Raw genomic sequence first — 24,422 nt, forward strand, 5'->3', positions numbered from 1 at the left:
ACGGCACCTGAACCTGCCGCCAGCTTCAATCCATCGAGTATTTCCTGTTCCGGATTCATGCTCACTCTCCTTGAGGCTTGATCAACAAAACCGGGGCAGCCAGCGCAGCGCCGACTGCCCCACCCTGTGATTAATACACCCAGGAAACGGTCAGGCTGGCATTGGCCGGCTCACCGTAGAAACCCTGGGCCGAGGCACCAAATTTTTTCAGGCTCTCGATGTACTTCTCGTCGGTAACGTTGTTTACGTTCAGGGTTGCATTCCAGTGTCGGGCGAAATCATAGCTTGCCATCAGATCCAGCACCGCATAGCTGTCCTGCTCTGTGACGATGGTCTCACCGGCATTCGGGCCGGTAGTAGCAACACCCTGTTCCTGGGTAATCTCAGACTGCCAGCGTACCTTGCCACCAAGCTTGAACCCTTCGACCCCAGGCACCTTCCAGGTAGCGCGCAACTGGGCTAGATGCTCTGGCACGAAGGACTTGGCCCCTTTACCATCCTTGTCCTCAATATCCACATAGGTATAACCGGCGAAGAGCTGGATTCGGTCGGTGAGATCACCCACTATTTCGGCTTCCACACCCTGGCTGGTCAACCCATCCACAGCGGTGTAGTATGAATCATTGGTTCCGGCGAACACGCCTTCTACCTCGGCTACGTTCTTCTGCTCAGTCTGGAACAAAGCAATAGTGGTATTCACACGGTCGTTCTGAAACTCACTTTTCAGGCCCAGCTCGTAGTTGACCCCGTCAATCGGATCCAGTCGATCACGATTGATGTCCACCTCAGTCTGGGGAGTGAAAATCTCGGTATAGCTGGCGTAGACCGAATGATCGTCATTGATGTCGTAGATCAGACCTGCATAGGGTGTTTCTACGGCATCGTAGCTACTTTCCTTGGTCGCTCCGTAGCTTTCGCCCTTGTTATCCAGCCAGGTCAGACGGAGCCCTGTAATGGCGGTGAGTTGATCGGTCAGGGACCAACGAGCGGCAGCATAGGTGGACGTTTCGCGGTCGGTCCAGTCAGAGCCGCCAACACCATTATCGAAAGCAGGCTTGGGGTAGTTCCCATCCCACTCATTGAGCGGTGGCAAGGGAGTCCCGATGCCGCGGCCATAACGAGACTCATCCACCGTCTCTGAGCGCGACCAGGATGCCCCCAAAACCAGCTCGTGGGTTCGATCAGCCAGTTGGAACGGGCCGGTAGCGTATGCATCAACCACCCACTGTTCCACGTCAAGATCGTATTGACTGGGATAGGCAACGAGTCCCTCGCCAGTTTCCGGATTAAGCTGTACTCCAGAAGGCGTGTACTGATAGAACAGCTCGGACTCGCTCTCATTCTCCAAACGGAACACCGTGCCCGTGGCTCTCCAGCCACCAGCAAGCTCCTGACGCAATTCAACAAAGCTGTTGTGCTGGGTGTTGTCCCAGTAGGACCAGTCTGACGCCGTGCTGGTTGAACGCGCAAAATCCGTCGCTGAGCCATCGGAGTAGAACAAAGGCAGCGCACCCCACAACGGACTGTCTGTATCAGACGTCTGAATGGCGTGGCCAAGAGTTAGCAACGTGGTATCGGTCAGGTCTGCTTCCAGCACCCCGTAGAACATCTGCTTTTCGTTGTTATACCGGTCCAGGTAGGAGCCTTTGTCCTCATAACCTGCAACCACACGGCCGCGCACCGCACCGGATTCAGACACGGCACCGGAAACATCACCGACAATCCGTTTTTTGTCCCAGGAACCACCAGTCACCGCAACCGAGGCATTGGTGTCAGCGGTTGGGCGCTTGCGGATAAAGTTGACTGTGGCGGCCGGGCTGCCGGAACCGGTCATCAAACCGTTGGCGCCCCGAACCACCTCCACGCGATCAAAGAAGGCGGTGTCCAGCTCACCCTGAACGTTGTCATATACCGCCGGCATGCCAACACCGTCGTACTGGAAGTTGTTGATATCGAAACCACGTGAGGTGTAATACGTGCGGTCTGTTTCCACCGACTCTACGGTGACACCGGTGGTGCCTTCCAGAACATCGTTAATGTCGTTCTGGGCGAAATCGTCCATCTGTTCGCGGGTAATGACCGTGACGGCCTGAGGGACCTCCCGGTGTGACAGCTCCATCTTCATGGAGGTTGTGCTGGCTCCGCTGATGTAACTCTCCGTCGTTTCCGAGGCCACCTGGCCACGGGTTGCGGTAACATCCAGGGCTTCCAATGCCTTCGGTTCGCTGCCCTGCGCTGCTGCCAGTCCCGGCAGAGTCGCACACATCATGGCAGTGATCAGGGTTTTTCTTCTAAATCGGGGCTCCGGATTCAGAGACATCTAACGGCTCCTTGGTTGATTAAGACCATGTCATTTTTAAACCCCACTATGTTAATGCGAATGGTTTAGATTTGAAACACCAAATGCAAATGATCTGGGATTATCACGAAACTCTATATCTCCAGAGGCTCGCATCGGCCGCAATACCACGACCTGCTATGGTTATTGCAGGTGCTGAAGATCTCTAAAAACAGCAGAGAGGCGGAGACGGATATGTTCAAGCGCAAATTCTGGAAGTGGAGCCTGGCCAGCTTACTGGTCTCGGCAGCCCTGGCCACACAGGCAAACCAGACCTTTCAATCCGAAAAGGCAGACTTTCATCTGGAAACCGTAGCCGCGGGGCTGGAACACCCCTGGGCCATCGCTTTTCTGCCCGACGGGTCTGCACTGATTACTGAAAGGGAGGGCCGTTTGCGAATTCTGGAAAATGGGCAACTTCGCAGTGAACCAGTCAAAGGCCTGCCGGAGCTAGTCGTTTCGGGCCAGGGTGGTCTGCTGGATGTGCTGCTGCATCCGGATTTCGAGACTAACCGGCTGTTGTTCCTTAGCTACGCCCATCGTAATCGCGAGGGCATGACCACCCGGGTTGCCCGGGCAACTCTGGCTGACAGCTCTTTGCAAGATGTCGAGGTGATCTTCGAGGCTCTTCCCCGCTCAAACACCAGCCGGCACTTCGCAGGCCGGATGCAGTTTGATCGCGACGGCAATCTATACATCTCAGTCGGTGACCGGGGTGAAATGGATCGTGCCCAGGATACCGCAGACGATGCCGGTGGCGTTCACAGAATCACCATCAGCGGTGAGCCGGCAGAGGACAACCCCTTTGCCGATCGAAGCGGCTTCAAAGCGTCTTTCTTCACCTATGGCAACCGCAACATTCAGGGTATGACCCGGCACCCACAAACCGGTGAGATCTGGAGCCATGAACATGGCCCCCGGGGTGGCGATGAGGTCAACATCCTTCGCGCGGGTAATAACTATGGCTGGCCCAAGGTCACCTACGGCATTGACTACTCGGGCCTGCCGATTTCCAGTCGTACCACGATGGAAGGCATCACAGAACCACTGCATTACTGGGACCCATCCATTGCGCCCTCTGGCATGGCGTTCTACACCGGCGATCTGTTCCCGCAGTGGCAGGGCGATCTTTTTGTCGGCGCCCTGAAGCTTCAGAAACTGGTGCGCTTGTCCCTGGACGGAGAAAAAGTCATCGAGGAGGAAGATCTGCTCACCGAACTGGGTGAACGTATCCGCGACGTGCGTATGGGGCCAGACGGTGCACTCTGGCTGCTGACCGACTCCGATAACGGCAAGGTATACCGGATGGTGCCGGCGGATTGAGGCTCAGTGCGGGTCGTTGGTTCTTTCGGTTTTCTCGAACTGCGGCAGGTTGTCGGTGATATCGAACCAGTCGGATTTCGACCCCACATAAACGTGCTGGGCCGCCTTTTTTCCCAGCGGCTCATTGATCACGCCAATTCGCAGCCTGAGGATGCCAGGAATAGCATCGACCCGGCTGTAAAGAGGGCTTCCACAACGGCTACAGAAGGCCCGGTATTTGCCGGGCCGGGATTCAAATTCGGTGATCCGGTCCTCACCGGCCGTAAATCGGAACCGGACAGCCTGAACCGGCGCACTGGCTGAAAAGGCACTGCCATGATTGCGGCGGCACTGGCTGCAGTGGCACAGCGCTATAGGCCCAATCGGGCCATCGTATTCAAACTGGATATCACCACAAAGGCACTGGCCGGTATACATAACACTCCTGGCTCCGCGAAGGCTCACTGTTCGCGCAGATGATACCGGCTGGCAGCCGGATTAGCAGCCCCGGTTCCGCAAACTCGTTACCCGTAGTTTTTTTCCAGATAAGCAAGAATGCGAGCCGATTCAAACAACCCCTCCCCGCTATTGGGATCTTCCAGATAGGGCACCTGCACCCGGCCATGTTGCTGGAAAAACGCGTCCCGCTTGCCGCCAGGAATGGGCCGGTACGGACCGGGTTTGATGCGCTGTCGGGCAGGTCCGACTTCAGTCCAGTGTTCCTTGCCCAGATTATGCAAGGTGTACGGAATCTCGTTTTCGCAGAGTCGTTCCCGAATCAGGCGCGAGAACGGGCTGCCTTCGAAACTCCACAAGTGAAGCCCCTGCTCAGGGCGCCGGGCTGGCCGCGCACGCATCCCGCGAAGTTCACTGGCCCCGGAGCCTGCAGCGCCGAGTGCCGGTTGCCAGGGACGGCCCTGGTAGTAGCGAGGCACGGAACGATGCGCATACTGGCGGAACAGATACTCGATAATCGCCTCGGATTCATACAGCACTTCGCCGGTGTTCTGGTCATGCAGCAGGGGAAACTGCTGCTTGCCCCCCAGGGTCTCGGCTTCCGGGCGGAATACCCGACCACCCTTCGGGCAGGGTCGAATCTCAACGTCCAGATGCAATGCCGTCAGCACCTCACGAACACGTCGGCAGTATGGACAGGCTTCAATGTCATAGAGAACCAGCGGCTTCTCAGGTTGCGGAACAGCCTTGATAACCAGGCACCCGCGCCAGGCTGCAAAAGAAGAAGTGGCAACCGATTCCAGCACATTCACCTGATGCTTCAGCGTTTTTAACATGATCATTCCCTTGTTTTCGTCATTTTCTGCATTGTCCCACAGGAGAATCTGTGCCCATTGGCCCGCAGGCCCCTGTGCCGGCGTCATACTAACTCACTGATTCTTCAGGCCACTTACTCGATGTCACAAAAACTCAATATAAACAAAGACTCTACTGCCATTTTTTAACGTCATGTATAGCTTTTCTGCATAGTACATACGCAAAGAATGGGCTATTGTACAAAGAGAACACAACAACGGATTCCGGTCATGAATACTCAGGGGTTGCAGGCGGGCAAAAGCCTTGCCGCAGGCAGATTTGCGTCAGGAGCAGTGGCGCTGGCCATCGCGTTGGCCAGCGCCCCGCTCGGCCAGGCTTTCGCTCAAGAACAGACCTCTGCGGAAGAGGCCTTTGCCAGCTCCCGTCACTGGGCCAGCCAGATCCGAAGTTACGCCAGCAAATCCCTGAACAGCGATGAAGCTCTGAGTGTTGCCGTTATTCCCCTCAACGGCCCCGGCATTGAGCAGTATGTAAACGCTGACACACTGATGAGCCCGGGCTCCATCATGAAGCTGGTAACCACCTATGCTGCCCTGGAACTCCTGGGCCCTACCCACCACTGGAAGACCGATTTCCTCACAGACGGCATGATGGTGGGCGACAGCCTGAAAGGAAATCTCTACGTACGCTTCGGTGGCGACCCCAAACTGACCCTGGAACGGCTCTGGAGCACCCTGCGTGAACTCAAGAGCATGGGCATCAACCGTATTGAAGGCGACCTGGTCCTGGATGGCAGCTATTTCCGGGTCGACGGCGGCTTCCCTGCGTTCGAGGATAACGGCGACAACCCCCACGCGCCCTTTCTGGTGGAACCCTCCGGCTACCTGACCAACCTGAATCTGCTGCATTTTCAGGTGCGCGCCGATGAGCGTGGTACACAGGCCTGGACAACCCCGGATCTGGGCGAAGTCTCCATTGATAATCGGGTAACGGCGTTACCGGAAGGTCCCTGCCCTGCCCGCAGCCGGTTTGACTGGGAGCCGGTATTTCATGAAAACCATCAGGTAACGGTGCGGGTGACCGGGCAGTTACCGCAAGGCTGCCGCACCACCACCTACCTGTCTCTGCTACCGCACGAACGGTACTCGGCCTCAGTGATTCGCTCCGTGCTGTCTGAAATGGGCATTATTATCAGTGGCGGCGACCGCTTTGAGAGCGCACCGGAAGACGCACGGCTGGTCATGCGCACCACCTCCCCAGATCTGGTTTCCATGGTGCGAGACATCAACAAATGGAGCAGCAACGTCATGGCCCGCCAGATGCTGCTGACCATTGGCGCCGAGTTCCGCAAAGAAGATGACAAAGACGATCGGGTAGCCGGTATCCGCACGGTGTACGAATGGCTGGAGAATATGGGCATCAACACCGCTGGCATGGTGATTGACAATGGCGCCGGGCTAACCCGCCATGGTCGCATCACGGCCCGGCAAGGCGCCCAGATACTGCAACAGGCCTGGGACAGCCCCTACGCCTCTGACCTGATGGCCTCAATGCCCATTATCGCCATGGACGGAACCATGGCGCGCCGGCTTCGCAACACCGGCATGGATGGCGAAGGCCGAATCAAAACCGGTTATCTGGAGAATGTTCGCTCAATCGCGGGGTTCACCCGGGACGATAACAACACCACCTGGGCCATTGTCGGCATGGTGAACAACGACCCTGCCTGGAACGGCCAGGCGGTTCTGGATCGGGTACTTTATTCCTTGCATTTCCGGCCGCCGGTGGGAACCACGCTTTCCCAGTCTGATATGACAACGTCCACCATTCAGTAACAAAAAAGCCCCGGTAAACCGGGGCCCTTCATGTTTCAGTGTCTCAATCTCAGGTTTGCGGTACCACGAAGTCATCTAGCAGGGTCAGACTGGCAGTGTTTTCAGTATCCTCCGGCGCCAGGCGTGCAACAGCCGTGTATACCTTTGCGCTTTCCAAGGAGATAGTGCCTGTTCGGAGCAGCGTTGTAGAGCCATCGCTGGTGGTTATAAACACAACGTAGTCGCCTTCCGGCACGCTCAGGTAGCCAGAAGACTCACCGTACTCGAAATCGTTCAGAACCGGGGTAGCATTACCGGGATTCGCTCCGGCATTTGCAGCAGGTACCAGGAAAACATCCACAAGCTGAGCCTCTACAGCACCGTGAATGACCCGCAAACGGGCTTCGGTTGCAATTCGACGGTTATCATCTGAGAACACCAGAGCATCAAGGCCATCCGCCAACACGCCCGCTGCAATCACGGTTTTGATGTCACCATTTGCAAGCGGCAAAGTTGCATCGATTGCTATAGGTGTAGTGGCCCCGGTGGGCGTAATGGCAATTCGGGTATCCCCCACATTGCGGGCGACGTAATTGCCGAGGGTCGCAGATAGCGGGGCTGTCTCAGTAAAAGCGACGTTGCCCGCCGCCGGGGTACCATCAGGATCTTCGTTAAGATAAATATCAACCGCGGGAGTGGGAGGAGCGGAGTTGTGAACCGCGCGAATACCCGCACCAGCATTTACATCCAGTATTTCCGAGGTCTCACTGCCATTGACTACCAACAAGCTCACCGGCGAGTTACCGAACACCGTATTGTCAACAGCGGCAATCAACAGGTCCGAAGAGGCAGACAGGGCAACAGGACCACTGTCATAGACAACAGTTCGATCACCAGCAGGCGTAACGCGGATCTGGTAAGTTCCTGCATCCAGCTCCAATGGACCCACTGATTCACCGAAGGAAAAACTGAAGGTCGGATCTGCGGGTAGGTCAACACCATTGGCTGAGACGTAAACAGACACCTCTGAGGCAGCGTCCTGGGCGGCTGGTGATAAATGCGCAACCCGCAAACGGGCGGAATTCTCACTCTCGCGCTCGCCATCATCAGTGAGAACCAGAGGCTGGATGGCGCCAACCTTCCCGGTCGCGATAATGTCGTAGCTTGTATCATCATCAAAACGCGTACTACCCACTTCGATCACCGTCAACGTGTCCCCGGTGGGGAGCAGGGCATCAACATCAACAGAGTAGTTGCCTCGGTTCGGAGTCAAAACCGCGGCCTGCTTGAAGTCAGCTCCACGCACTCTGGTGGTACCGTTGAAGCTGACGTTGACCGACGGCGCATCGGATACTGCATGAATAACGCGAATGCTGGTGTCTGGTGTACTGCTCGAACCATCAAAACAACCCGCCAGCATAAGGCTGCTGGCGACCAGAACGGGTAAAGCCACTGTGCTTTTCATTGTTTCTGTTCCTCACATGCTTAAAGGTTGTATACCGGTTAAAGTGGTTCAAACCTGCACTGATTCAGTCCCTGACCAGTGTCGAAAGCAAATTACGGTGAGGCGAGAAAAATGGATTTACAGTTTTTTACATTTAAGCGAACAATTGTGAGGTGAACAGCATCGGTATGGTGATTTCATCAATCCGGCCGGCGTTCTTTGGAAAACAACCGGGCCATGGTCCAGTCCGCCATTTTGCCCGCCATTGGCGCGATAAAGCTGACCAAAGGGAAAGCCACCGCCCAGGCAACAGCAAAAGCTGCGCCCCAGCGATGGAAAAACCCCTCGGTCAGGCCGGTGTTGATCAGGGTAATAATCCCGGACATCAACAGCGACATGATGCCGGACATATAAAAGGCAAAAACGAACTGGCGCACACGCGTTTGCTTGTAACTGGACATGCTTTCCTTCCCGGTTTTGATGTATAGAGCAGTACCGAATCCAATCAGGCGCCCGCAGCGTACGAAAAAAGACACTGCTGCCGATCATAAGTTGCAACATCTTAATGAGCATGCAACGTTTTTCCATACGGCTTTTTACCAAGGAGCACAGGTAATGGATGACCCAACGCCCGGAATAATCCGCGCCCGCTGGATCGTCGGGCTGGTTTTGCTGATGTTTCTGGCGGGCTGTAGTCAGACGCGCCTGGCCTACCGCTACGCCGACTGGGGCGTCGTCTGGTGGGTAGAGGATTACATCAGCCTGACCGGTGAACAAGAAGCTCAGTTGAGTCAGGATCTGGAAGCGCTCAGACAATGGCATTGTTCATCAGAGTTGCCCCGTTACCAGCAGTGGTTGGCAGTCCTCAAATCAGATCTGGCGAAAGGGACGCCGAGCGAGGCCACGGTTCTGTTCCACCAGGAACAACTCATGGACTTCTTACCCGAATTGTTGGAACGGGCCACTCCGGTAGCCGTCAATCTGCTGTCTTCTCTATCGGATGAGCAGGTAGCGCAACTAGCCGACAACATGGCGGAGAAGCAGCAGAAGCTGGAGCAGGAAATGCTGGAGGGATCACCCGCTCAAACCGCACAGGCACGTTCTGAACGGACTATTGAGCGTATTGAACGATGGCTTGGCGAACTGAATCAGCAACAGCGGGCCATCGTCGAAAGCTGGTCAGCGGATCGTGGCCGGCAAACGGAAATCTGGTTAACAGGGCGGAGAAACTGGCAATTGGCATTGCTCGACACACTGGAGAGACGACGCCAGTCCGGCTTTGCTGAACAGGTGAACGAGTTGCTGGTTCACTCAGAGCGCGCCAGAGGAGCGGAATACCAGGCCATGCTGGCCGACAGCCGGGTGGCGATGGCCGGCTTGATGCACGATCTTCTGCAGGCTGGAGATACCCGGCATCAGGATCACCTGCTGGCCAGGGCCAGTGAGCTGAAAGGAGATTTTGCAGCGCTGACCTGCAGCTAAACACGGATCTCGATACCAAAAAAGGGCCGGATGAACCCGTATCATCCGGCCCTTTTTGCGTCTCGATCTGTGTCAGACCGTCAGGTAACCACCATCCGCATTAATGCAGGCTCCAGTGGTATAGCTGGAAGCGTCAGACACCAGGTACAGCACAGTACCCGCCATCTCATCGGGTTCCGCCACACGCTTCATCGGGATGTGGGCCATGGCCTGCTTCTTGATGGCCTCATTGGTGGTCAGGGCGCTGGCAAATTTGGTATCGGTCAGGCCCGGCAACAAGGCATTCACCCGCACATTCTGCTGGCCCAGCTCCATGGCGAAAGATTTGGTCATGGAAATCACTGCTGCCTTGGTCACCGAATAGATGCCCTGGAAGTGGCCGGGGTTTACGCCGTTAACCGAGGCCACGTTCACAATGGAACCACCACCGTTCTTTTTCATCAGCTGAGCGCCACGGGCGCACATGAAGAAGTAACCACGGATGTTCACGTCTACGGTTTTGTGGAAAGCACCCAGGTCGGTGTCTTCCACCGGACCGAAGTATGGGTTGGCGGCTGCGTTGTTCACCAGGATATCCAGTTTGCCGTGCGCTTTGGCGATGTGCTCCCACACCGCTTCAATCTGGTCCATCTCGCCAATGTGGCAGGCGAAGGCTTCGGCGCTGCCGCCGTCTTCACGGATGCTGCTGGCCACGGCCTCACAACCGTCAATCTTGCGGCTACTGACAATCACGTGAGCACCGTAATGAGCCAGCGTACGGGCGATACTCTCGCCGATACCGCGGCTGGCGCCGGTTACCAGGGCGACTTTGCCAGTCAGGTCGAACAGGTTTTTGTTGCTCATGGAATTCCCTCAGCTTATCGGAATGTCACCAGGGCGGGGTCTTCCGCTTCCAGGTGGCTATAGTTGTTGAATACGGCCAGGCTGCGCCGGGGGCCGGAATACAGAATGCGGGACACGCTGGTGTTGGCAATCACATTGTTCATCTCCAGCGCCTTGCGGTCTGACAGTTCAAGCAGGCGCTGGGCAATGACCGCAATGGGGCCGCCAGAGGTGGACACAATCACATCGGCACCATCGGCCAGTTCAATCAGCTGATCCAGTGCATGGCCAACCCGCTGCCGGAATCCGTTCCAGGTTTCGCTGTATTCCTGGTCGAACTCGCCACTCACCCAGCGGGTCACTGCCTTCTCGAAAGCCTGCTGGAAGGCTCTAGCAGGTTTGGGAAAGCTGGCGAGGTCCCGCGCCATCACCTGTTTATCCGCCCATTCCGGACGCAGGCGCTCCACCACTTCCAGATGATCAAACTCGTTCAGGCCTTCCAGCGCCTGCATATCCGGCAGGCTGACACCGTAACCGGTAGTGATCGCCTCCACAGTTTCCCGATGGCGCTGCAAGTTACCGCCAAAAATAGCACCCGGCTCCACCTTGCCCGCCAGCCAGCGGCCCAGAATCCTGCCCTGCTCCCAGCCTCGCGGCGAGAGCTGGTCGTAGTTTTCCTTGCCGAAACTGGCCTGGCCGTGGCGCACCAGATAAATCGTGGCCATTACAGGGTGCTCTCGCTAATCAGGCGCTGGCACCGTTTCTCCAGATAATTGGCGGCGTGGCCAAAGGCGGCAAAGCGCTTGTCTTTGGTCTGGCCGTGGTAGAAGCGGTAGTAGATTTGCTGGATGATTACCGCCAGGCGGAACAGCCCGTAAATTTCATAAAAATCGAACTTTTCCGCCCGGAAGCCGGATTTCTCCATGTAGTAGTCCACCACTTCCTGTCGGGTCAACATGCCGGGCCGGTGCGTGGGCTGGCGCCGCAGCATCTGGAACGGGCCTTCGTCGTCGGCTTCGATCCAGTAAGCCAGACTGTTGCCCAGGTCCATCAGCGGATCACCAATGGTGGCCATTTCCCAATCCAGCACGCCAATCACTTCAAACGGGTTGTCCGGGTTCAGCACCACATTGTCGAAACGGTAGTCGTTGTGAATAACCACCTGAGCGATATCATCCGGCATCTTATCGTTCAGCCAGGCCATGACCTCTTCGAAGTCACCGACATCGTCGGTACGGGCCTTGCGGAAGCGGTCGCTCCAGCCGCCAATCTGCCGCTGCACGTAACCCGCGCCCTTGCCCAGCTTGTCCAGGCCTGCGGCCTTGGCGTCCACCGTATGCAGATCCACCAGCTTGTCGATCACGTTCAGGCACAGTTTGCGAGTGTCTTCGGCGCTCAATTCCAAATCCTTCGGGAAATCCTGGCGCAGAATGATGCCCTTCAGGCGCTCCATTACATAGAAATCACACCCCAGTACACTGTGATCGTCGCAAATGGCAACAATGTTGGGCACGTAGGGATAGACTGGCTTCAACGCCTCCATCACCCGCGCTTCCCGCAGCATGTCGTGGGCGGACTTGGCGATCTTGCCGAACGGTGGCCGGCGCAGCACGTAGGACTGGTCGCCATAATCCACCTGATAGGTCAGGTTGGACGCACCACCGGGGTACTGCTTGATGCTCGGCTGGCCTTCCAGGCCCGGAATGGCCTTCTTCATGAACTGGTCGACGGCGCTGATATCCAGCTCTTCGCCTTCACGGATGTCTACGGCCTGGTCGATCTGTGTCATTCAATCTCTCCTGTGATGTGTTCAGGCGTTCGCCTTGCTACCCATCTTGCTCATCCAGCGCTTGGTTTCCTGGTGCATCAGCCAGTCAAACGCCCAGGGGGCGTGGCGCTTGAGCATCCACATGCGGCGCTCTTTGGCGTGGGGCAATACCCAGAAGTCCTTGTCTTTCACACTGCGGAAGATATCCTCGGCCACGTCTTCGGCGGTGATGCTGGAGCGCTTCATCAGCTTGTTCACGTTCTGTTGAATACCGGGAATATCCGAACGCATGGTGCTGGCCAGGTTGGTCTGGAAGAACGCCGGGCACACGCAGCTGACGTGAATGCCGGAATCACGCAATTCCTGGCTGAGGGTTTCCGACAGGGCTATCACCCCGGCTTTGGAAACATTGTAGCTGTCCATCAATGGCGCCAGCATAAGCCCGGCCATGGAAGCCACATTCACAAACGCGCCGGAGCCTTGTTCCTTGAACAGCGGGGTAAAGGCTTTGCAGCCACGCACGACGCCAAGTACGTTGATGTCGAGAATCCACTCCCAGTCACCGATGGTGGTGTCTTCAATGGAACCTGCGGAGGCAACGCCGGCGTTGTTCACGACTACGTCCACTCCACCCCATTTCTGGACCAGGTCATCACGGACTTTCTCGAAGTCGCTCAGGCGGCGTACATCGCATTCCACGAAATAACCTTCGCCACCGGCCTGGTTCAGTTCCGCCTCGACGGCCACACCCTGCTCCGGGTTAATGTCACCGATGCAGACTTTGGCCCCTTCTTTGGCATACCGCAATGCAATCGCCCGGCCCAGGCCACTGGCCCCGCCGGTTATAAATACCCGTTGTGTCATCGTTGTTTCTCTCCGTTATGTTTTGGAGTTCCTGTTCTTGTGATTGGGCGCAAGAGTTGGCACCAGAAGGTACTTTCCAAAAACCGCTACGAGCACATCCATGTGCGCTTCTCTCCGGCCATCCATGGCCTCCGACATTTTTGGAAAGTACCTTCTGGTGCCAACTCCCATACCCTTCAGTAAGCTGTTCCAGATTCTGTTATTCGCAGCCTATCACCAATATTGAAGAGGGGGCCGTTGGGGTGGGGCTTCTGAAAATTTGTGGAGCCATGGATGGCGGAACACAAGCGCCACATGGACGTGCCGAAGGAGCGCTTTTCAGAAGCGCCACCCCAACGGCCACCCACTCCGAGCCAAGAGGCCAGAAGAGCCAAAGCACCCAAGCCCAAAATCAGGACTTATACTTCCGAAGCTCCAGGCGAGCCACCATGGCCCGATGCACTTCGTCGGGACCGTCGGCCAACCGCAGAACCCGAGCGTAACCGAACAATGCCGTCAGCGGGAAATCATCGTCGCTGACACCGGCCCCGCCGTGAATCTGAATCGCGTCATCCACAATCTGCTGAAGCATCTTCGGCACCACCGCCTTGATCATGGACACTTCCTGCAACGCGCCCATAATGCCCTTGGTATCCAGGGCCCAGGCACATTTCAGGGTCAGCAACCTCGCCTGTTCGATGTTCATACGGGCGTTGGCGATGATGTCCGGATTGCCGCCCAGCTTGGCGATTGGCCGACCGAAAGCTTCGCGGGTCATGGCGCGCTTGATCATGATCTCAAGAGCGCGCTCGGCAGCCCCGATGGCACGCATGCAGTGGTGCACGCGGCCTGGCCCCAAACGGCCCTGAGCGATTTCGAAGCCGCGGCCGGGGCCGGCGATGATGGCGCTTTTGGGCAGGCGTACGTTGTCGAACAGTACCTGGCCGTGGCCATAGGGCTCGTCGTAGGCACCGAAGACCGGCAGCATGCGCTCAACGGTGATGCCCGGGGTGTCGAGCGGCACCAGCACCATGGAGTGACGGCGATGTTTCTGGGCGTCCGGGTCGGTTACGCCCATGAAGATGCCAACTTTGCAGTCCGGGTGGCCGATGCCGGTGCTCCACCATTTGCGGCCGTTGAGCACGACTTCGTCGCCTTCAACGGTGGCGGTGGCTTCCATGTTGGTGGCGTCGGAGGAGGCCACGGCCGGTTCGGTCATGCAGAAGGCGGAGCGGATTTCGCCGCTCAGCAGTTTCGGCAGCCACTCGGCTTTCTGTTCTTCAGAGCCGTAGTGGATCAGCACTTCCATGTTGCCGGTGTCCGGCGCGTTGCAGTTGAAGATTTCCGGGGCGATGAAGCTGCGGCCGGTTTCTTCGGCAATCAGGGCGTAGTCGGAGTTCAGCAGGCCGCAGCCGTATTTGTCGTCCGGGAAGAACATGTTCCACAGGCCCTGGGCCTTGGCTTTCTCCTTCAGTTCCTTGATGACCGGCAGTACTACCCAGCGGTTATCCTGGGAGGCAAGCTCCTTGTGGTACTGCTCTTCGATGGGATAGATCTCGTCGCGCATGAATTTTTTCACGCGGTTGAGGTAATCCTGGCCTTTCTCGGAAATGTTGAAATCCATGGTGCAGCTCCTCGCGCTGGCCGCCCTGACGGGCGCAATGTCGATCAGATGGCAATCAGTCTAGGAGCCAACGCATTATTACGCGACTGAATTGTTCTTATCATTTATCATTACCTGTGCTTATTCAGAAAACGGAACCTCATCATGGCGCTGAATAGACTGGACCTGAATCTGCTGCATGTTTTCGACACCATCTATCGGGAAGGCAGCCTGACGCGGGCCGCAAAGGCTCTGCATCTGACCCAACCTGCCATCAGTCATTCCCTGGCTCGGCTTCGGGATCATTTCAGCGATCCGCTGTTTACCCGCCAGGGTAACCAGATGGTGCCGACTCCCCTGGCCCGGCGGTTTCTGGAGTCCATGCGCCCGGGGTTGAACCAGATCCAGAGTGCAGTGAATCAGTTTCACGCCTTCGACCCCGCCAGCCAGCGTAAAACCTACGCCCTCGGCCTTCGTGATGTTCTGGAATCCACGTTTCTACCCCAGCTGATTTCGAAACTGGCGCCTTACCCGGACATGGAGGTGCAAAGCCAGCGTGTCGCCCGCCGAGATATGGAAACGCAACTGGCGGCGGGCAAGCTGGACTTTGCCATTGATGTGTTGCTGCCGGTGAGCAATCAGACCAGCCATGAACTGCTGAGGCAGGACCGGCTGGTGGTGCTGGCGCGAAAGGGTCACCCGGTCATCGCGCAAGGGCTGGATATGGCCAGCTATCTGGAGGCGAGGCACATTCTGGTATCGTCACGGGCGGAGGGGCCGGGAATTGAGGATTTCGAGCTCTCCCGTCACGGCGCGCAGCGCACTATCCGCTTGCGCTGCCAGCATTACTACGCCGCCTGCCGTGTGGTGGAGAGTTCGGATCTGTTGCTGACGATGCCGGAAACCTACGCCCGGATCATTGCCCAGAATGCCGATATTGAGGTGCTGGCGCCGCCGGTGGAGATGCCGTCGATTGATGTTCACCTGTATTGGCACAAGGCCTATGAACAGGAACCCGCGCTGGTATGGTTCCGGGACTTGCTGCGTAATCTGCAGCAAGCTCAATAGGCGCCGACCAGCATCAGAAAGCCGAAGAAGCCAGCTGCGGTAATCGCCAGAGAAACCGCCACGATACCGAAGCCCCACCAGATGGCCGCGCCATCGGAGATGTCGACACCGTGACCACGAAGGGTGCGATAGAACGCCCAGGGGCCAAGCACGAACGCGCCGACCACGGCAAACACCAGGCCAATGGCGATTCCGGCGAAGGTCCAGGTAGCCAGCACAGTCGCGCGGTCCGAGGTCTGGTCGGTCACGCCGTGGTGTTCCAGAAACTTCTTGCAGAAGAACCAGACCAGGGCAAACAGGGCAGCCACAAAGACCAGGCCGCCGATCAGGGTAATCAGGCGATAGAGCACAGAAACATCCTGTTAAGGGTCAGTCAGTCGGGAAACACCGGCTCGGGCAGGCACTCGAATCCTGGTTTGGCGAACAGGTAACCCTGGTACAGGGCGATCCCTTGAGAACGGAGCCAGAAGTATTCTTCCGGCGTTTCCACGCCCTCCGCCACGATTCGGCCGCCAAGCTGGCGCATCATGGTGATGATACCTGAGACCACCGCCTGCTTGTTGGGTTCCGCATGGATGTTGCGAACCAGCCCCATATCCAGTTTCAGCAAATCCGGCGGGCTCGAGATCATCAGGTTGTAGCGGGAGTAACCGGCACCGAAATCATCAATGGCGGTGCTGAACCCCATGCTCTTGTAGGCCTCGATGATGGAGGTGAGGTGATCAACCGAGGTCATCTCCTCACCCTCTACCACCTCGAAGATGATCTTTCGGGTGTCGAAATTATAGGTCTTGGCCGCTGCCAGCGTGGTACGAATGCAATACTCCGCCTGGTAGACCGCGTTGGGCATGAAGTTGATGCTCAACATGGCCTGCATATCAAGCCGCGATGCCAGTTTCACCGCCTTGACCCGGCAGATCTGGTCAAACGCGTACTGGTTCTGGCTATTCACCTTATCCAGCACGGTCATGGCTCCTTGCCCTTCGGTTCCCCGCACCAGCGCCTCGTAAGCGAATACCGTTTTGTTTTCAGCATCCACAATGGGCTGGAAGGCAAAACTGAAGGAAAAGTCCAGGCCATTGCCACAGGCGCATTCGTCGCAGTGGGATTCATCAAAAAGGACAGCGGGTCTATTCACAGAAGCTCCGGGGCGGCTCGCTTGAAAAATGTTCGGGTGGAACTGTAAAAGAATCAATCACATTCCACTATAGACACCATCCGCAATCGGGTAAAACGAAAACTCGCTATACCACCTATCGTCGGGTGGCATCTGCGGGCTGCGGGTCTACACTGGTTTTGTTGTATTCAATCAGCCAAGCCGCACAGGAAGGAGGTTCGTGAATGGCCCAGACCACCCGCATTGCAGTAACACCCGGAGATGGTATTGGCCCGGAGGTGGTCGCAGAAGCCGTGCGCTGCCTGGAGACGCTGCGGGCGAAGCACAGCCTGCCGCTGGAATGGACCCGTTTCCCGTGGCCGTCCCACGCCTGGCATGAAGAACACGGCGAGTCCTGGCCATCAGATGCCCTGGAGCAGCTCAAGGCTTACGACGCCATATTGCTGGGCGCGCTGGGAGATCCGGGCCCCATGCACGACCCGGAGCGCTATCTGTTACCGGACAGCATTTCGCTCGCCCCCCTGCTGGAGATGCGTAAGGGCTTCGACCAGTGGGTGTGTGAACGCCCGGCACGGCTGCTGCCCGGGGCACGCCAGTATCTGAAGGATGAGCGCGCCAAGGACATCGATATGCTGGTGATCCGCGAGAACAGCGAAGGCGAGTACGTCAGCCAGGGCGGCCGTCTGCGCCAGGGATCGCCCGATGAAGTGGCCACCCAGATGGAGGTGTTCACGCGCCGGGCCACCGAGCGGATTATCCGGTACGGCTTTGAACAGGCTCGTAAACGGGCCGGCGACCGTATTCAGCAAGGTCGCACCCGCAGCTTCCGGACACTGGATGGCAAAACCTGCGAAAGCCAGGTATGCCTGATCACCAAGCGTAATGCCCTGCGGTACTGGGGTGACATGTATACCGAAGTGTTTGAGGAAATCAGCCGGGAATTCCCGGATGTGGCCACCCACCATGAACTGGTGGACGCCGCCTGTATGAAATTTGTCTCCAGCCCCTGGGCCTTTGATGTCGTGGTCGCCAGCAACCTGCAGGGCGATATTCTGACCGACCTGGCCGCTGTGATCTCAGGTGGCATGGGGGTAGCCCCGTCCTGCAACCTGAACCCGACTGACGCGGACATGCCCTCCATGTTTGAACCCACCCACGGTAGCGCCCCGGATATCGCCGGCCAGGGCATTGCCGATCCAACCGCCATGCTCTTTACCGCCGCCCGTATGCTGGACTGGCTTGGCCGAAAAGATCCGTTGCTGGCCCAGGCTGGGCAGGAACTGTTCGATGCGGTGGCAGCGGATCTTGCAGAGAAAGGCTCTGAACAACGCAGCACCCGGGAAATCGGGGATGCTATTTGTAAACGCCTTGGGGCCTGACTAGGCTGCAAAAGAGGTATTCCATTCACTTCGGGAGGTGTCCATGACCGACCATAAAGGCAAACTGTCTCCCCTGCTCAAGCAGGCTACCGGCATCACCGCCGCCAAAGGCGAAGGTGCCTATATTATTGACCCGGAAGGTCGCCGTTACCTGGACTTTACCTCCGGCATTGGTGTCACCAGTACCGGGCACTGTCACCCGAAAGTGGTGGAAGCGGCCCAGAAGCAGGTGGCCACCATGATCCATGCCCAGGCCACCACGGTCATGAACCCGAGACTACCGGAACTGGCAGAAAAGCTCGGCGCCCTGACTCCGGACCCACTGAATGCCTTTTTCTTTTCCAATGCCGGCACCGAAGTGGCCGAAGGTGCCATCCGCCTGGTGCGCCAGGCCACCGGCCGCCCCAATGTGATCGTATTCCATGGCGGCTTTCATGGTCGCACCATGGGCTCACTGTCCATGACCACCTCCAGCGTGGGCCTGCGAGCCGGCGTCAGCCCGATGATGGGGGGCGTGGTCGTCGCGCCATTCCCTCATGCCTTCCATTACGGCTGGAGCCTGGATGAGGCCACGGACTTCTGCCTGAGAGAGCTGGATCGCATCTTCGTGACCTATTCCGCCCCCAAGGAAACCGCGGCCATGCTGATTGAGCCGGTCCAGGGCGAGGGTGGCTACGTGCCGGCCAACGCTCGTTTTATGCAGGGGTTGCGGGAGCGCTGCGACAAGCACGGCATCATGCTGGTGTTTGACGAAGTCCAGGCCGGGTTCGGCCGCAGCGGCAAGTTCTGGGCCCACGAACACTTCGGGGTAACACCCGACGCCATCATGATCGCCAAAGGCCTGGCCAGCGGCTTCCCCATTTCTGCTCTGGCGGCTTCAGAAGAAACCATGGCCAAGGGCTGGCCGGGTTCTCAGGGCGGCACCTATGGCGGCAACGCTGTAGCGGCGGCTGCCGCCATAGCAACCATCGACGTGATTCAGGAAGAGGGTCTTGTGCAGAACGCCGATGCGATGGGCAAACGCCTGTGGGACAACCTGCACAGTTTGAAAAAAGACTACCCGGAAATGGCAGATGTTCGGGGCAAAGGCCTGATGGTTGGCGTGGAGATGCGCCGCGGAGACTGCCCGGACGGAGAACGCGCCGGCAAGATCCTGAAAGAATGTGAAAAGCGGGGGCTGCTGATGCTGCGGTGTGGCCCATACCAGGAAATAGTGCGCTGGCTGCCGCCGCTGATCGTCAACCAGCAACAGATTGACGAAGCCACCGGCATCTTCGAAGAGGCGCTGAAAGCCACGGCCTGAGCCCATAGGCCGGCACCAGCAAACAGAAAGGCCGGGAGGAACGTCATCCACCCGGACTTTTTGCTTCCACTCACCGGAAGGCAGGATCCGGTCTTACTGATCCGCCATCACAAACTCCAGTCGTCCCGGGGCTACCCGCACATCCATCGGTACCATCCCGAACATGCGCTGGGCGAAATCGGTTTCATCCAGACGATACACCGGCATGGTTTCCAGCATCTGGGCCACCGCCCGCATGACATTGTCGGTGATGGGTGCCAGATCCCCTTTGAAGAAGGGCGAGTCAATCGAGCTCTCCAGCAACTGCAAGCGGCGGATATACACCGCTTTCTCCTGGCGGTCGTATACCGGCGCGCCCTCCACTTTCAAAGCGAGGTCCACGGGTAACTTGGCCATCAACGCATTCAGGGCTACCTGTCCACGCAGGTCGATCACCGCTACGTCCCGACCATCAGGTCCAAGGGTAATATCCGCGTCATCCAGGCTGAGACTGAGAGGCGACCCACTCTGCAGCTGTTTTCGATCAAACTCCGCCACCACATCCTTCAGGTGACCCTCAATCTCACCCTCGGAGATGGCGTAGGGCGAAAGGCTTGCGCAGCCGCTAGCCGTCAGCACAACGAACAGAGACAGCAGCCAGGCTTTGGCGTGATTCAACATGATTGGATTCCCTGCAAATTGGTCGGCTTTTATCCTGCGCCAGAGCGCCCTGCACCGCAACTGACTGGCATTAACGATTGGTCATGCGCTTACTCATTCTCTGGGCGGGCATCCACGCTGACGACTCGCCCCTCTTCCAACTGGACAGTCAGAACAATGGGCTGACAGCACACCTGGCAGTCCTCGACATATTCCTGCTCAGGCACGGTCGGGTCGACGCTGATATCCAGCGTCTCCCAACAGTAGGGACATTGAATCAGGACGGATTCCAGAGCCGACATGCCAGGCCTCAGAACTGCTGTTTGGCCATCCAGGGGATGATCCGGTCAAAGGCCTCTTCCATACGCTCGCAGGTAGTGGAGAAACTGAACCGCAAGGCGTTGGTGCAGTGCTCACCAAAGGCGTCCCCCGGCACCACGCAGACACCGGTTTCCTTCAGCATGCGCAAGGCCAGATCCGAACCATCCACGTGGGGCGGCAAGTCCGGGAAAGCGAAAAAGGCACCGCCGGGCTTGTAGCCGGTCAGGTAAGGGGTTTGATCAATCAACTCGACAACCTTGTCCCGACGCTCCCGGTAGATATCCACCATGTCCTGAACGCATTGCTGGTCGGCCGTCAGCGCCGCCACTCCGGCAAACTGGGATGGGGTATTGGCCACTGAGGTGGTGAACATATGGTACCGGCGCAGGGACTTGATCGCCGCCTGGCTGGAAATGACCCAGCCTACGCGCAGGCCGGCCATACTGTAGGTTTTGGAGAAACTGCTGATGCACATGATGTTATCCAGGTCCATGGAACAATTGAGGACACTGGCAAAATCATCGTCATCAAAAATCAGGTGGTCATACACTTCATCGGCGTATACCTGGATACCACGATAGGCGCACTCTTCCAGAATGGTCTCCACGGTACTGCGGGGATACACCGCCCCGGTGGGGTTGTTCGGGTTGTTCAGGATCAGCGCAAAGGTGCGGGAGCCCATGGCCCGAATCACATCGTCCGGATCCAGCTGGTGGTTGTTCTCGGCCCGCGTGGGAACAAACTTCACCTCACCCCCGGTCATCCGGATCAAAGGTGCATACAACAGAAACGATGGGTCGGTCACGATGAACTGCCGCCCGGGCGCCGAGGTGGCCGAAATGGCCAGATACATGGCTTCAGTCGCGCCGCTCGTTACCAGGATGTTGTCACGGGTGAGCTTGCGGTTGTAGCGCTTGCCATAGTAATCCCGCAGTGCAACCAGCAACTCCGGCAGGCCGGCATCCATGGTGTAACCGGTCTGGCCGGCATTGAGCGCATCAATGTAGGCGTCGATAACATGTTTGGGCGTGGGCAGATCTGGCTGGCCGATCGACAGATGAATCACATCCTTCATGGTAGATGCCATATTCACCAGGCGACGAATCCCCGAAACAGGAATGGCCTGCATGGCAGGGTTCCAACTGGCCTTGGTCTTCCGGTACTTCACTTTACGCGGCTTGGTCTGGCCGGTGTCCTTGTTCGCGGATTCCGCCATAAGCACCTCCTGGGGGACAGGGTAAATAAAAGCGTACCTTTGCAGGTTAGTCAGGAAAGAGGGGGGGTACAAGCAAGCGGGACTAAAGGATAACCGAACCCCTGAAAAACCGGTTCCGGCCGCCTCAGGTTGACCAGGCCACAACCGCCTACCAGACTAGTAAGACAGTCGTTATTGAGTGCACCATTACCGGAGGTTACATGACAGATTCACGCAAACCGGTCGTTACCGTTCTGACAGCACCGGGAGAGCCGGCACCGCCGGGTATAGAGGCGGTCAGGGCCCGGGCTGAAGTGCGCTTCGCCTGCGACGAACCCACCCTGCGTGAAAGCCTGCCAGGCACCGATGTCATGATGGTCACGGACTTCCGTACCGAAGCCCTTGAAGCGGCCTGGCCCTGTGCTGACAAGCTGCAATGGATTCACGCCACCAGCGCGGGGGTGGATGCGCTGATGTTTCCCGCCCTGATCAAGAGCGATGTGGTGGTCACCAACGCCCGTGGCATTTTCGACCGCACCATCGCCGAATACGTGCTCTGTACCATCCTGATGTTCGCCAAGGATTTCCCCCGCTCCATCCGGCTGCAGATGAATCAGGAGTGGAAACACCGGGATACCGAACGGGCCGAGGGCAAACAGGTACTGGTGGTTGGCGCTGGCTCCATCGGCCGGCAGATTGGCCGGCTGGTAAAGGCCATCGGCCTGCACGCCCACGGTATCGCCCGTACCCCGAGACATGATGACCCGGATTTCGTGGCGGTGCATGGCAACGATGAGCTCTATGAGCAGCTCTCACATGCAGACTTCGTGGTGATTGCGGCGCCGTTGACGCCACAAACCGAAGGCCTGTTTGATGCCAAAGCCTTTGCCGCCATGAAAAAGACCGCACGCCTGATCAACATCGGCCGCGGCCCGATCGTCAATACCGAAGCCCTGCTCAAGGCACTCGACGATGGCGAGATTGCCGGCGCCGGACTGGATGTTTTTGAGGAGGAGCCCCTGCCCTCGGATCACCCGCTCTGGCAGCGGGAAAACGTGATCATGACCGCCCATATGGCCGGTGATTTTATCGGCTGGAAACGGGCGCTCACCGATCAGTTCCTGGAGAACTTTGATCGGTGGCACAAGCGGGGTGAGCTGTTTAACCTGGTGAACAAAGAACTTGGCTACGCCGGGAGTTAATTCAGATTAGCTGCTGAGTACTCTGATTGTAACGGCAGCAAATCAAACACCCGGCTTTCATCATTAGGATCCACCAACTCCGTCGGGGATTTGTACACCCGCGGAGTGGTGTAGAGCATCCTGAGCGCCGTGCCATGAGGCATGGCCATATAACGCTCCGGCTCGTTTTCCTCCAGCCACTTGCGAACCCTCGGCGCCATGTTGTGGGCCATTTTCGGAAAGAAGTGGTGTTCGACGTGGTGACTAAAGCGGAAATGCAGTCGGTCCAGCACCGGATGGCTACGCAGGCTCATGGAGTTATCCAGCGGGTTATTGGTGGCCGTCTGCGGGCGCAGGAAGTGATTGGTGAGGATATAGCCCTGCCCCAGCGCATTGGCCACCATGAACGGAATCAGCACCGTAAACAGCGCGAGAGAGCCAGAAACCACAGCCAGCGCCAGCCAGCCCCCCAGGCACAGAAACACCTGGGCGATGGCCTTCCGGCGATCAAACCCCTTGAACTGCTTGCGGCGTTTCGCCTGAATCCACAGCACCAGCTGGGCGTGGAAGGTGAAGGAATAGGTCAGGAACAGATAGCTGTACCAGGTACCCGAACCCGGAGCCAACTTGTGAAACTTCTTCTGGCTTGGATTGGTCTTGTAACGACGCAGCGTGCCGAAGCTGTCCGGGTCCGTATCGCCGGTATTGGTGTTACCGTGATGCACGACATTGTGCCACTTGCGCCAGAACTCCGGCGGCACCAACAACGGCCCAAACCCCAGCCAACCAAACACATTCTGCCAGCGCCGGCTCATGCCCAGAGCACCATGCAGCACCTCATGGGCTAGCAGTGCCTGGCAACCTATGGTATGCCCCACCAGCAATGCCAGCCCCAGGTTGGCGTACCACGGCAAACCCGCCATCAGGATAACGGCCAGCCCACCCCAGATAATGGCCTGCAGAGGCAGAAACCAGGTCACCCGCCAGGTCTGCGGCTTGAACGTGTCAGCGGGAAGTTCCTTTTTCATGCGATCCCGGAGTTCCCGTTCGTCCGGCTTTCCGAAGACAGCACTCACACTTGTTTCGGGTTTCACTGCTGCGTTCATCTTTTACCTGTCACCATTTGCTGTTGAACACACTTACCATGCACGAAACTTTCAGCGCACACTTGTTAGCCGAAAACTACAACAGAAAACCCAATAAAACAATGGCCAAAGAACGAGAAAGGGAACCCGCCCATAAAATGGGTAACAAGCGTATCCCGATAAGCAATCACCAAAGCATGATGACGCAGGTGGGGAGGCTTTCCCTGGGATGTCTTTGGCCATGGATGGCCAAAGAGAAGCGCACAGGGAAGTGCTTGTAGCGGTCCCAGGGAAAGCCTCCCCACCTGCGGCACAGCACCAGCCCCGAGAGCTACAGAACACAAGCAAGCCGAATCGGGTAGGGTCCGGGGTCACCCCCGGAGCCCTCCCACACCACCGGGCATACGGTTCCGTACCACGGCGGTTCACGAAGAACGGCTAAGCCC

Annotated in this window: 23 protein-coding genes; 7 read left to right on the forward strand and 16 right to left on the reverse strand. The window is 57.6% G+C overall.

What is annotated here, in order from left to right; all coding sequences use genetic code 11:
• Window positions 1–130: 130 nt before the first annotated feature.
• Window positions 131–2,320: a TonB-dependent siderophore receptor gene (locus tag ACSSVV_RS19070; RefSeq protein WP_454106755.1), complete on the reverse strand. Its 2,190-nt coding sequence runs from the start codon at window positions 2,318–2,320 to the stop codon at window positions 131–133.
• Window positions 2,321–2,533: 213 nt separating this feature from the next.
• Between ACSSVV_RS19070 and ACSSVV_RS19075 the strand changes: the two genes are divergently transcribed.
• A complete protein-coding gene (locus ACSSVV_RS19075) occupies window positions 2,534–3,661 on the forward strand; it encodes a PQQ-dependent sugar dehydrogenase (protein WP_454106756.1) in 1,128 nt (375 codons plus the stop codon).
• A 3-nt stretch (window positions 3,662–3,664) separates the two neighbouring features.
• Here the strand turns inward: ACSSVV_RS19075 and ACSSVV_RS19080 are convergent, their stop codons facing one another.
• Complete coding sequence (locus ACSSVV_RS19080; RefSeq protein WP_454106757.1) at window positions 3,665–4,078, reverse strand: GFA family protein; 414 nt, start codon at window positions 4,076–4,078, stop codon at window positions 3,665–3,667.
• Window positions 4,079–4,164: 86 nt separating this feature from the next.
• Window positions 4,165–4,932, reverse strand: coding sequence for a glutathione S-transferase N-terminal domain-containing protein (locus tag ACSSVV_RS19085; protein ID WP_370258212.1), 768 nt, complete (start codon window positions 4,930–4,932; stop codon window positions 4,165–4,167).
• Window positions 4,933–5,181: 249 nt separating this feature from the next.
• On the opposite strand from ACSSVV_RS19085, the gene dacB reads away from it, so the two are divergent.
• On the forward strand, window positions 5,182–6,747 hold the full coding sequence (dacB, locus tag ACSSVV_RS19090) for a D-alanyl-D-alanine carboxypeptidase/D-alanyl-D-alanine endopeptidase (protein ID WP_454106758.1): 1,566 nt from the start codon (window positions 5,182–5,184) through the stop codon (window positions 6,745–6,747).
• Between the two features lie 49 nt (window positions 6,748–6,796).
• Here the strand turns inward: dacB and ACSSVV_RS19095 are convergent, their stop codons facing one another.
• Window positions 6,797–8,191, reverse strand: a complete 1,395-nt coding sequence (locus ACSSVV_RS19095; protein WP_023010864.1) for a DUF4397 domain-containing protein — start codon at window positions 8,189–8,191, stop codon at window positions 6,797–6,799.
• A gap of 179 nt (window positions 8,192–8,370) precedes the next feature.
• Window positions 8,371–8,631 (reverse strand): DUF2798 domain-containing protein, encoded by a 261-nt coding sequence (locus tag ACSSVV_RS19100; protein WP_023010865.1) that lies wholly within the window; start codon window positions 8,629–8,631, stop codon window positions 8,371–8,373.
• Window positions 8,632–8,785: 154 nt separating this feature from the next.
• On the opposite strand from ACSSVV_RS19100, the gene ACSSVV_RS19105 reads away from it, so the two are divergent.
• Window positions 8,786–9,652 (forward strand): DUF6279 family lipoprotein, encoded by an 867-nt coding sequence (locus ACSSVV_RS19105; RefSeq protein WP_454106759.1) that lies wholly within the window; start codon window positions 8,786–8,788, stop codon window positions 9,650–9,652.
• A 72-nt stretch (window positions 9,653–9,724) separates the two neighbouring features.
• Here the strand turns inward: ACSSVV_RS19105 and ACSSVV_RS19110 are convergent, their stop codons facing one another.
• From ACSSVV_RS19110 to ACSSVV_RS19130, 5 genes are all read right to left on the reverse strand, one after another.
• Window positions 9,725–10,495 (reverse strand): SDR family oxidoreductase, encoded by a 771-nt coding sequence (locus ACSSVV_RS19110; RefSeq protein WP_114433616.1) that lies wholly within the window; start codon window positions 10,493–10,495, stop codon window positions 9,725–9,727.
• A 14-nt stretch (window positions 10,496–10,509) separates the two neighbouring features.
• A complete protein-coding gene (locus ACSSVV_RS19115; RefSeq protein ID WP_454106760.1) occupies window positions 10,510–11,199 on the reverse strand; it encodes a histidine phosphatase family protein in 690 nt (229 codons plus the stop codon).
• The gene (locus tag ACSSVV_RS19120) at window positions 11,199–12,263 is read right to left on the reverse strand and encodes a phosphotransferase family protein (RefSeq protein WP_454106761.1); all 1,065 of its coding nucleotides are present in this window, start codon (window positions 12,261–12,263) and stop codon (window positions 11,199–11,201) included. The genes ACSSVV_RS19115 and ACSSVV_RS19120 overlap by 1 nt, the downstream gene beginning before the upstream one ends.
• A gap of 21 nt (window positions 12,264–12,284) precedes the next feature.
• The gene (locus ACSSVV_RS19125; RefSeq protein ID WP_011785673.1) at window positions 12,285–13,106 is read right to left on the reverse strand and encodes an SDR family oxidoreductase; all 822 of its coding nucleotides are present in this window, start codon (window positions 13,104–13,106) and stop codon (window positions 12,285–12,287) included.
• 391 nt (window positions 13,107–13,497) lie between these two features.
• On the reverse strand, window positions 13,498–14,709 hold the full coding sequence (locus tag ACSSVV_RS19130) for an acyl-CoA dehydrogenase family protein (RefSeq protein ID WP_454106762.1): 1,212 nt from the start codon (window positions 14,707–14,709) through the stop codon (window positions 13,498–13,500).
• A gap of 144 nt (window positions 14,710–14,853) precedes the next feature.
• Here ACSSVV_RS19130 and ACSSVV_RS19135 point away from each other — a divergent pair, with 144 nt between their 5' ends.
• Window positions 14,854–15,756, forward strand: coding sequence for a LysR family transcriptional regulator (locus tag ACSSVV_RS19135; RefSeq protein WP_454106763.1), 903 nt, complete (start codon window positions 14,854–14,856; stop codon window positions 15,754–15,756).
• On the opposite strand, the gene ACSSVV_RS19140 is transcribed toward ACSSVV_RS19135, so the two are convergent.
• The gene (locus ACSSVV_RS19140; protein ID WP_023007948.1) at window positions 15,750–16,106 is read right to left on the reverse strand and encodes a hypothetical protein; all 357 of its coding nucleotides are present in this window, start codon (window positions 16,104–16,106) and stop codon (window positions 15,750–15,752) included. The two genes, ACSSVV_RS19135 and ACSSVV_RS19140, sit on opposite strands and share 7 nt — an antisense overlap.
• 23 nt (window positions 16,107–16,129) lie before the next feature.
• Window positions 16,130–16,894, reverse strand: coding sequence for an EAL domain-containing protein (locus ACSSVV_RS19145; protein ID WP_023007947.1), 765 nt, complete (start codon window positions 16,892–16,894; stop codon window positions 16,130–16,132).
• Between the two features lie 203 nt (window positions 16,895–17,097).
• On the opposite strand from ACSSVV_RS19145, the gene ACSSVV_RS19150 reads away from it, so the two are divergent.
• Complete coding sequence (locus tag ACSSVV_RS19150) at window positions 17,098–18,252, forward strand: isocitrate/isopropylmalate dehydrogenase family protein (RefSeq protein ID WP_454106764.1); 1,155 nt, start codon at window positions 17,098–17,100, stop codon at window positions 18,250–18,252.
• 43 nt (window positions 18,253–18,295) lie between these two features.
• Entirely contained in the window at window positions 18,296–19,555 is a 1,260-nt protein-coding gene (locus tag ACSSVV_RS19155; protein ID WP_454106765.1) for an aspartate aminotransferase family protein, read from the forward strand.
• Window positions 19,556–19,648: 93 nt separating this feature from the next.
• On the opposite strand, the gene ACSSVV_RS19160 is transcribed toward ACSSVV_RS19155, so the two are convergent.
• The 3 genes from ACSSVV_RS19160 to ACSSVV_RS19170 all read right to left on the reverse strand — a co-directional run bounded on the left by ACSSVV_RS19160 (window position 19,649) and on the right by ACSSVV_RS19170 (window position 21,731).
• Window positions 19,649–20,215, reverse strand: a complete 567-nt coding sequence (locus ACSSVV_RS19160; RefSeq protein WP_022990919.1) for a DUF1439 domain-containing protein — start codon at window positions 20,213–20,215, stop codon at window positions 19,649–19,651.
• Between the two features lie 89 nt (window positions 20,216–20,304).
• Window positions 20,305–20,496 (reverse strand): CPXCG motif-containing cysteine-rich protein, encoded by a 192-nt coding sequence (locus ACSSVV_RS19165; RefSeq protein ID WP_022990918.1) that lies wholly within the window; start codon window positions 20,494–20,496, stop codon window positions 20,305–20,307.
• Between the two features lie 8 nt (window positions 20,497–20,504).
• Entirely contained in the window at window positions 20,505–21,731 is a 1,227-nt protein-coding gene (locus ACSSVV_RS19170; protein WP_011785682.1) for a pyridoxal phosphate-dependent aminotransferase, read from the reverse strand.
• Window positions 21,732–21,931: 200 nt separating this feature from the next.
• Between ACSSVV_RS19170 and ACSSVV_RS19175 the strand changes: the two genes are divergently transcribed.
• On the forward strand, window positions 21,932–22,912 hold the full coding sequence (locus tag ACSSVV_RS19175; RefSeq protein WP_022990917.1) for a D-2-hydroxyacid dehydrogenase: 981 nt from the start codon (window positions 21,932–21,934) through the stop codon (window positions 22,910–22,912).
• On the opposite strand, the gene ACSSVV_RS19180 is transcribed toward ACSSVV_RS19175, so the two are convergent.
• Window positions 22,909–23,967 (reverse strand): fatty acid desaturase family protein, encoded by a 1,059-nt coding sequence (locus tag ACSSVV_RS19180; RefSeq protein WP_454106766.1) that lies wholly within the window; start codon window positions 23,965–23,967, stop codon window positions 22,909–22,911. The genes ACSSVV_RS19175 and ACSSVV_RS19180 overlap by 4 nt on opposite strands.
• Window positions 23,968–24,422: the final 455 nt, after the last annotated feature.

The sequence above is a fragment of the Marinobacter sp. MBR-105 genome (assembly GCF_053628895.1).

Coding starts and splice junctions, on each gene's coding strand:
- dacB (WP_454106758.1), top strand. CDS start 5,182: ATGAATACTCAGGGGTTGCAGGCGGGCAAAAGCCTTGCCGCAGGCAGA.
- ACSSVV_RS19155 (WP_454106765.1), top strand. CDS start 18,296: ATGACCGACCATAAAGGCAAACTGTCTCCCCTGCTCAAGCAGGCTACC.
- ACSSVV_RS19110 (WP_114433616.1), bottom strand. CDS start 10,495: ATGAGCAACAAAAACCTGTTCGACCTGACTGGCAAAGTCGCCCTGGTA.
- ACSSVV_RS19100 (WP_023010865.1), bottom strand. CDS start 8,631: ATGTCCAGTTACAAGCAAACGCGTGTGCGCCAGTTCGTTTTTGCCTTT.
- ACSSVV_RS19130 (WP_454106762.1), bottom strand. CDS start 14,709: ATGGATTTCAACATTTCCGAGAAAGGCCAGGATTACCTCAACCGCGTG.
- ACSSVV_RS19095 (WP_023010864.1), bottom strand. CDS start 8,191: ATGAAAAGCACAGTGGCTTTACCCGTTCTGGTCGCCAGCAGCCTTATG.
- ACSSVV_RS19170 (WP_011785682.1), bottom strand. CDS start 21,731: ATGGCGGAATCCGCGAACAAGGACACCGGCCAGACCAAGCCGCGTAAA.
- ACSSVV_RS19165 (WP_022990918.1), bottom strand. CDS start 20,496: ATGTCGGCTCTGGAATCCGTCCTGATTCAATGTCCCTACTGTTGGGAG.
- ACSSVV_RS19175 (WP_022990917.1), top strand. CDS start 21,932: ATGACAGATTCACGCAAACCGGTCGTTACCGTTCTGACAGCACCGGGA.
- ACSSVV_RS19115 (WP_454106760.1), bottom strand. CDS start 11,199: ATGGCCACGATTTATCTGGTGCGCCACGGCCAGGCCAGTTTCGGCAAG.
- ACSSVV_RS19070 (WP_454106755.1), bottom strand. CDS start 2,320: ATGTCTCTGAATCCGGAGCCCCGATTTAGAAGAAAAACCCTGATCACT.
- ACSSVV_RS19160 (WP_022990919.1), bottom strand. CDS start 20,215: ATGTTGAATCACGCCAAAGCCTGGCTGCTGTCTCTGTTCGTTGTGCTG.
- ACSSVV_RS19125 (WP_011785673.1), bottom strand. CDS start 13,106: ATGACACAACGGGTATTTATAACCGGCGGGGCCAGTGGCCTGGGCCGG.
- ACSSVV_RS19080 (WP_454106757.1), bottom strand. CDS start 4,078: ATGTATACCGGCCAGTGCCTTTGTGGTGATATCCAGTTTGAATACGAT.
- ACSSVV_RS19150 (WP_454106764.1), top strand. CDS start 17,098: ATGGCCCAGACCACCCGCATTGCAGTAACACCCGGAGATGGTATTGGC.
- ACSSVV_RS19105 (WP_454106759.1), top strand. CDS start 8,786: ATGGATGACCCAACGCCCGGAATAATCCGCGCCCGCTGGATCGTCGGG.
- ACSSVV_RS19135 (WP_454106763.1), top strand. CDS start 14,854: ATGGCGCTGAATAGACTGGACCTGAATCTGCTGCATGTTTTCGACACC.
- ACSSVV_RS19120 (WP_454106761.1), bottom strand. CDS start 12,263: ATGACACAGATCGACCAGGCCGTAGACATCCGTGAAGGCGAAGAGCTG.
- ACSSVV_RS19085 (WP_370258212.1), bottom strand. CDS start 4,932: ATGTTAAAAACGCTGAAGCATCAGGTGAATGTGCTGGAATCGGTTGCC.
- ACSSVV_RS19075 (WP_454106756.1), top strand. CDS start 2,534: ATGTTCAAGCGCAAATTCTGGAAGTGGAGCCTGGCCAGCTTACTGGTC.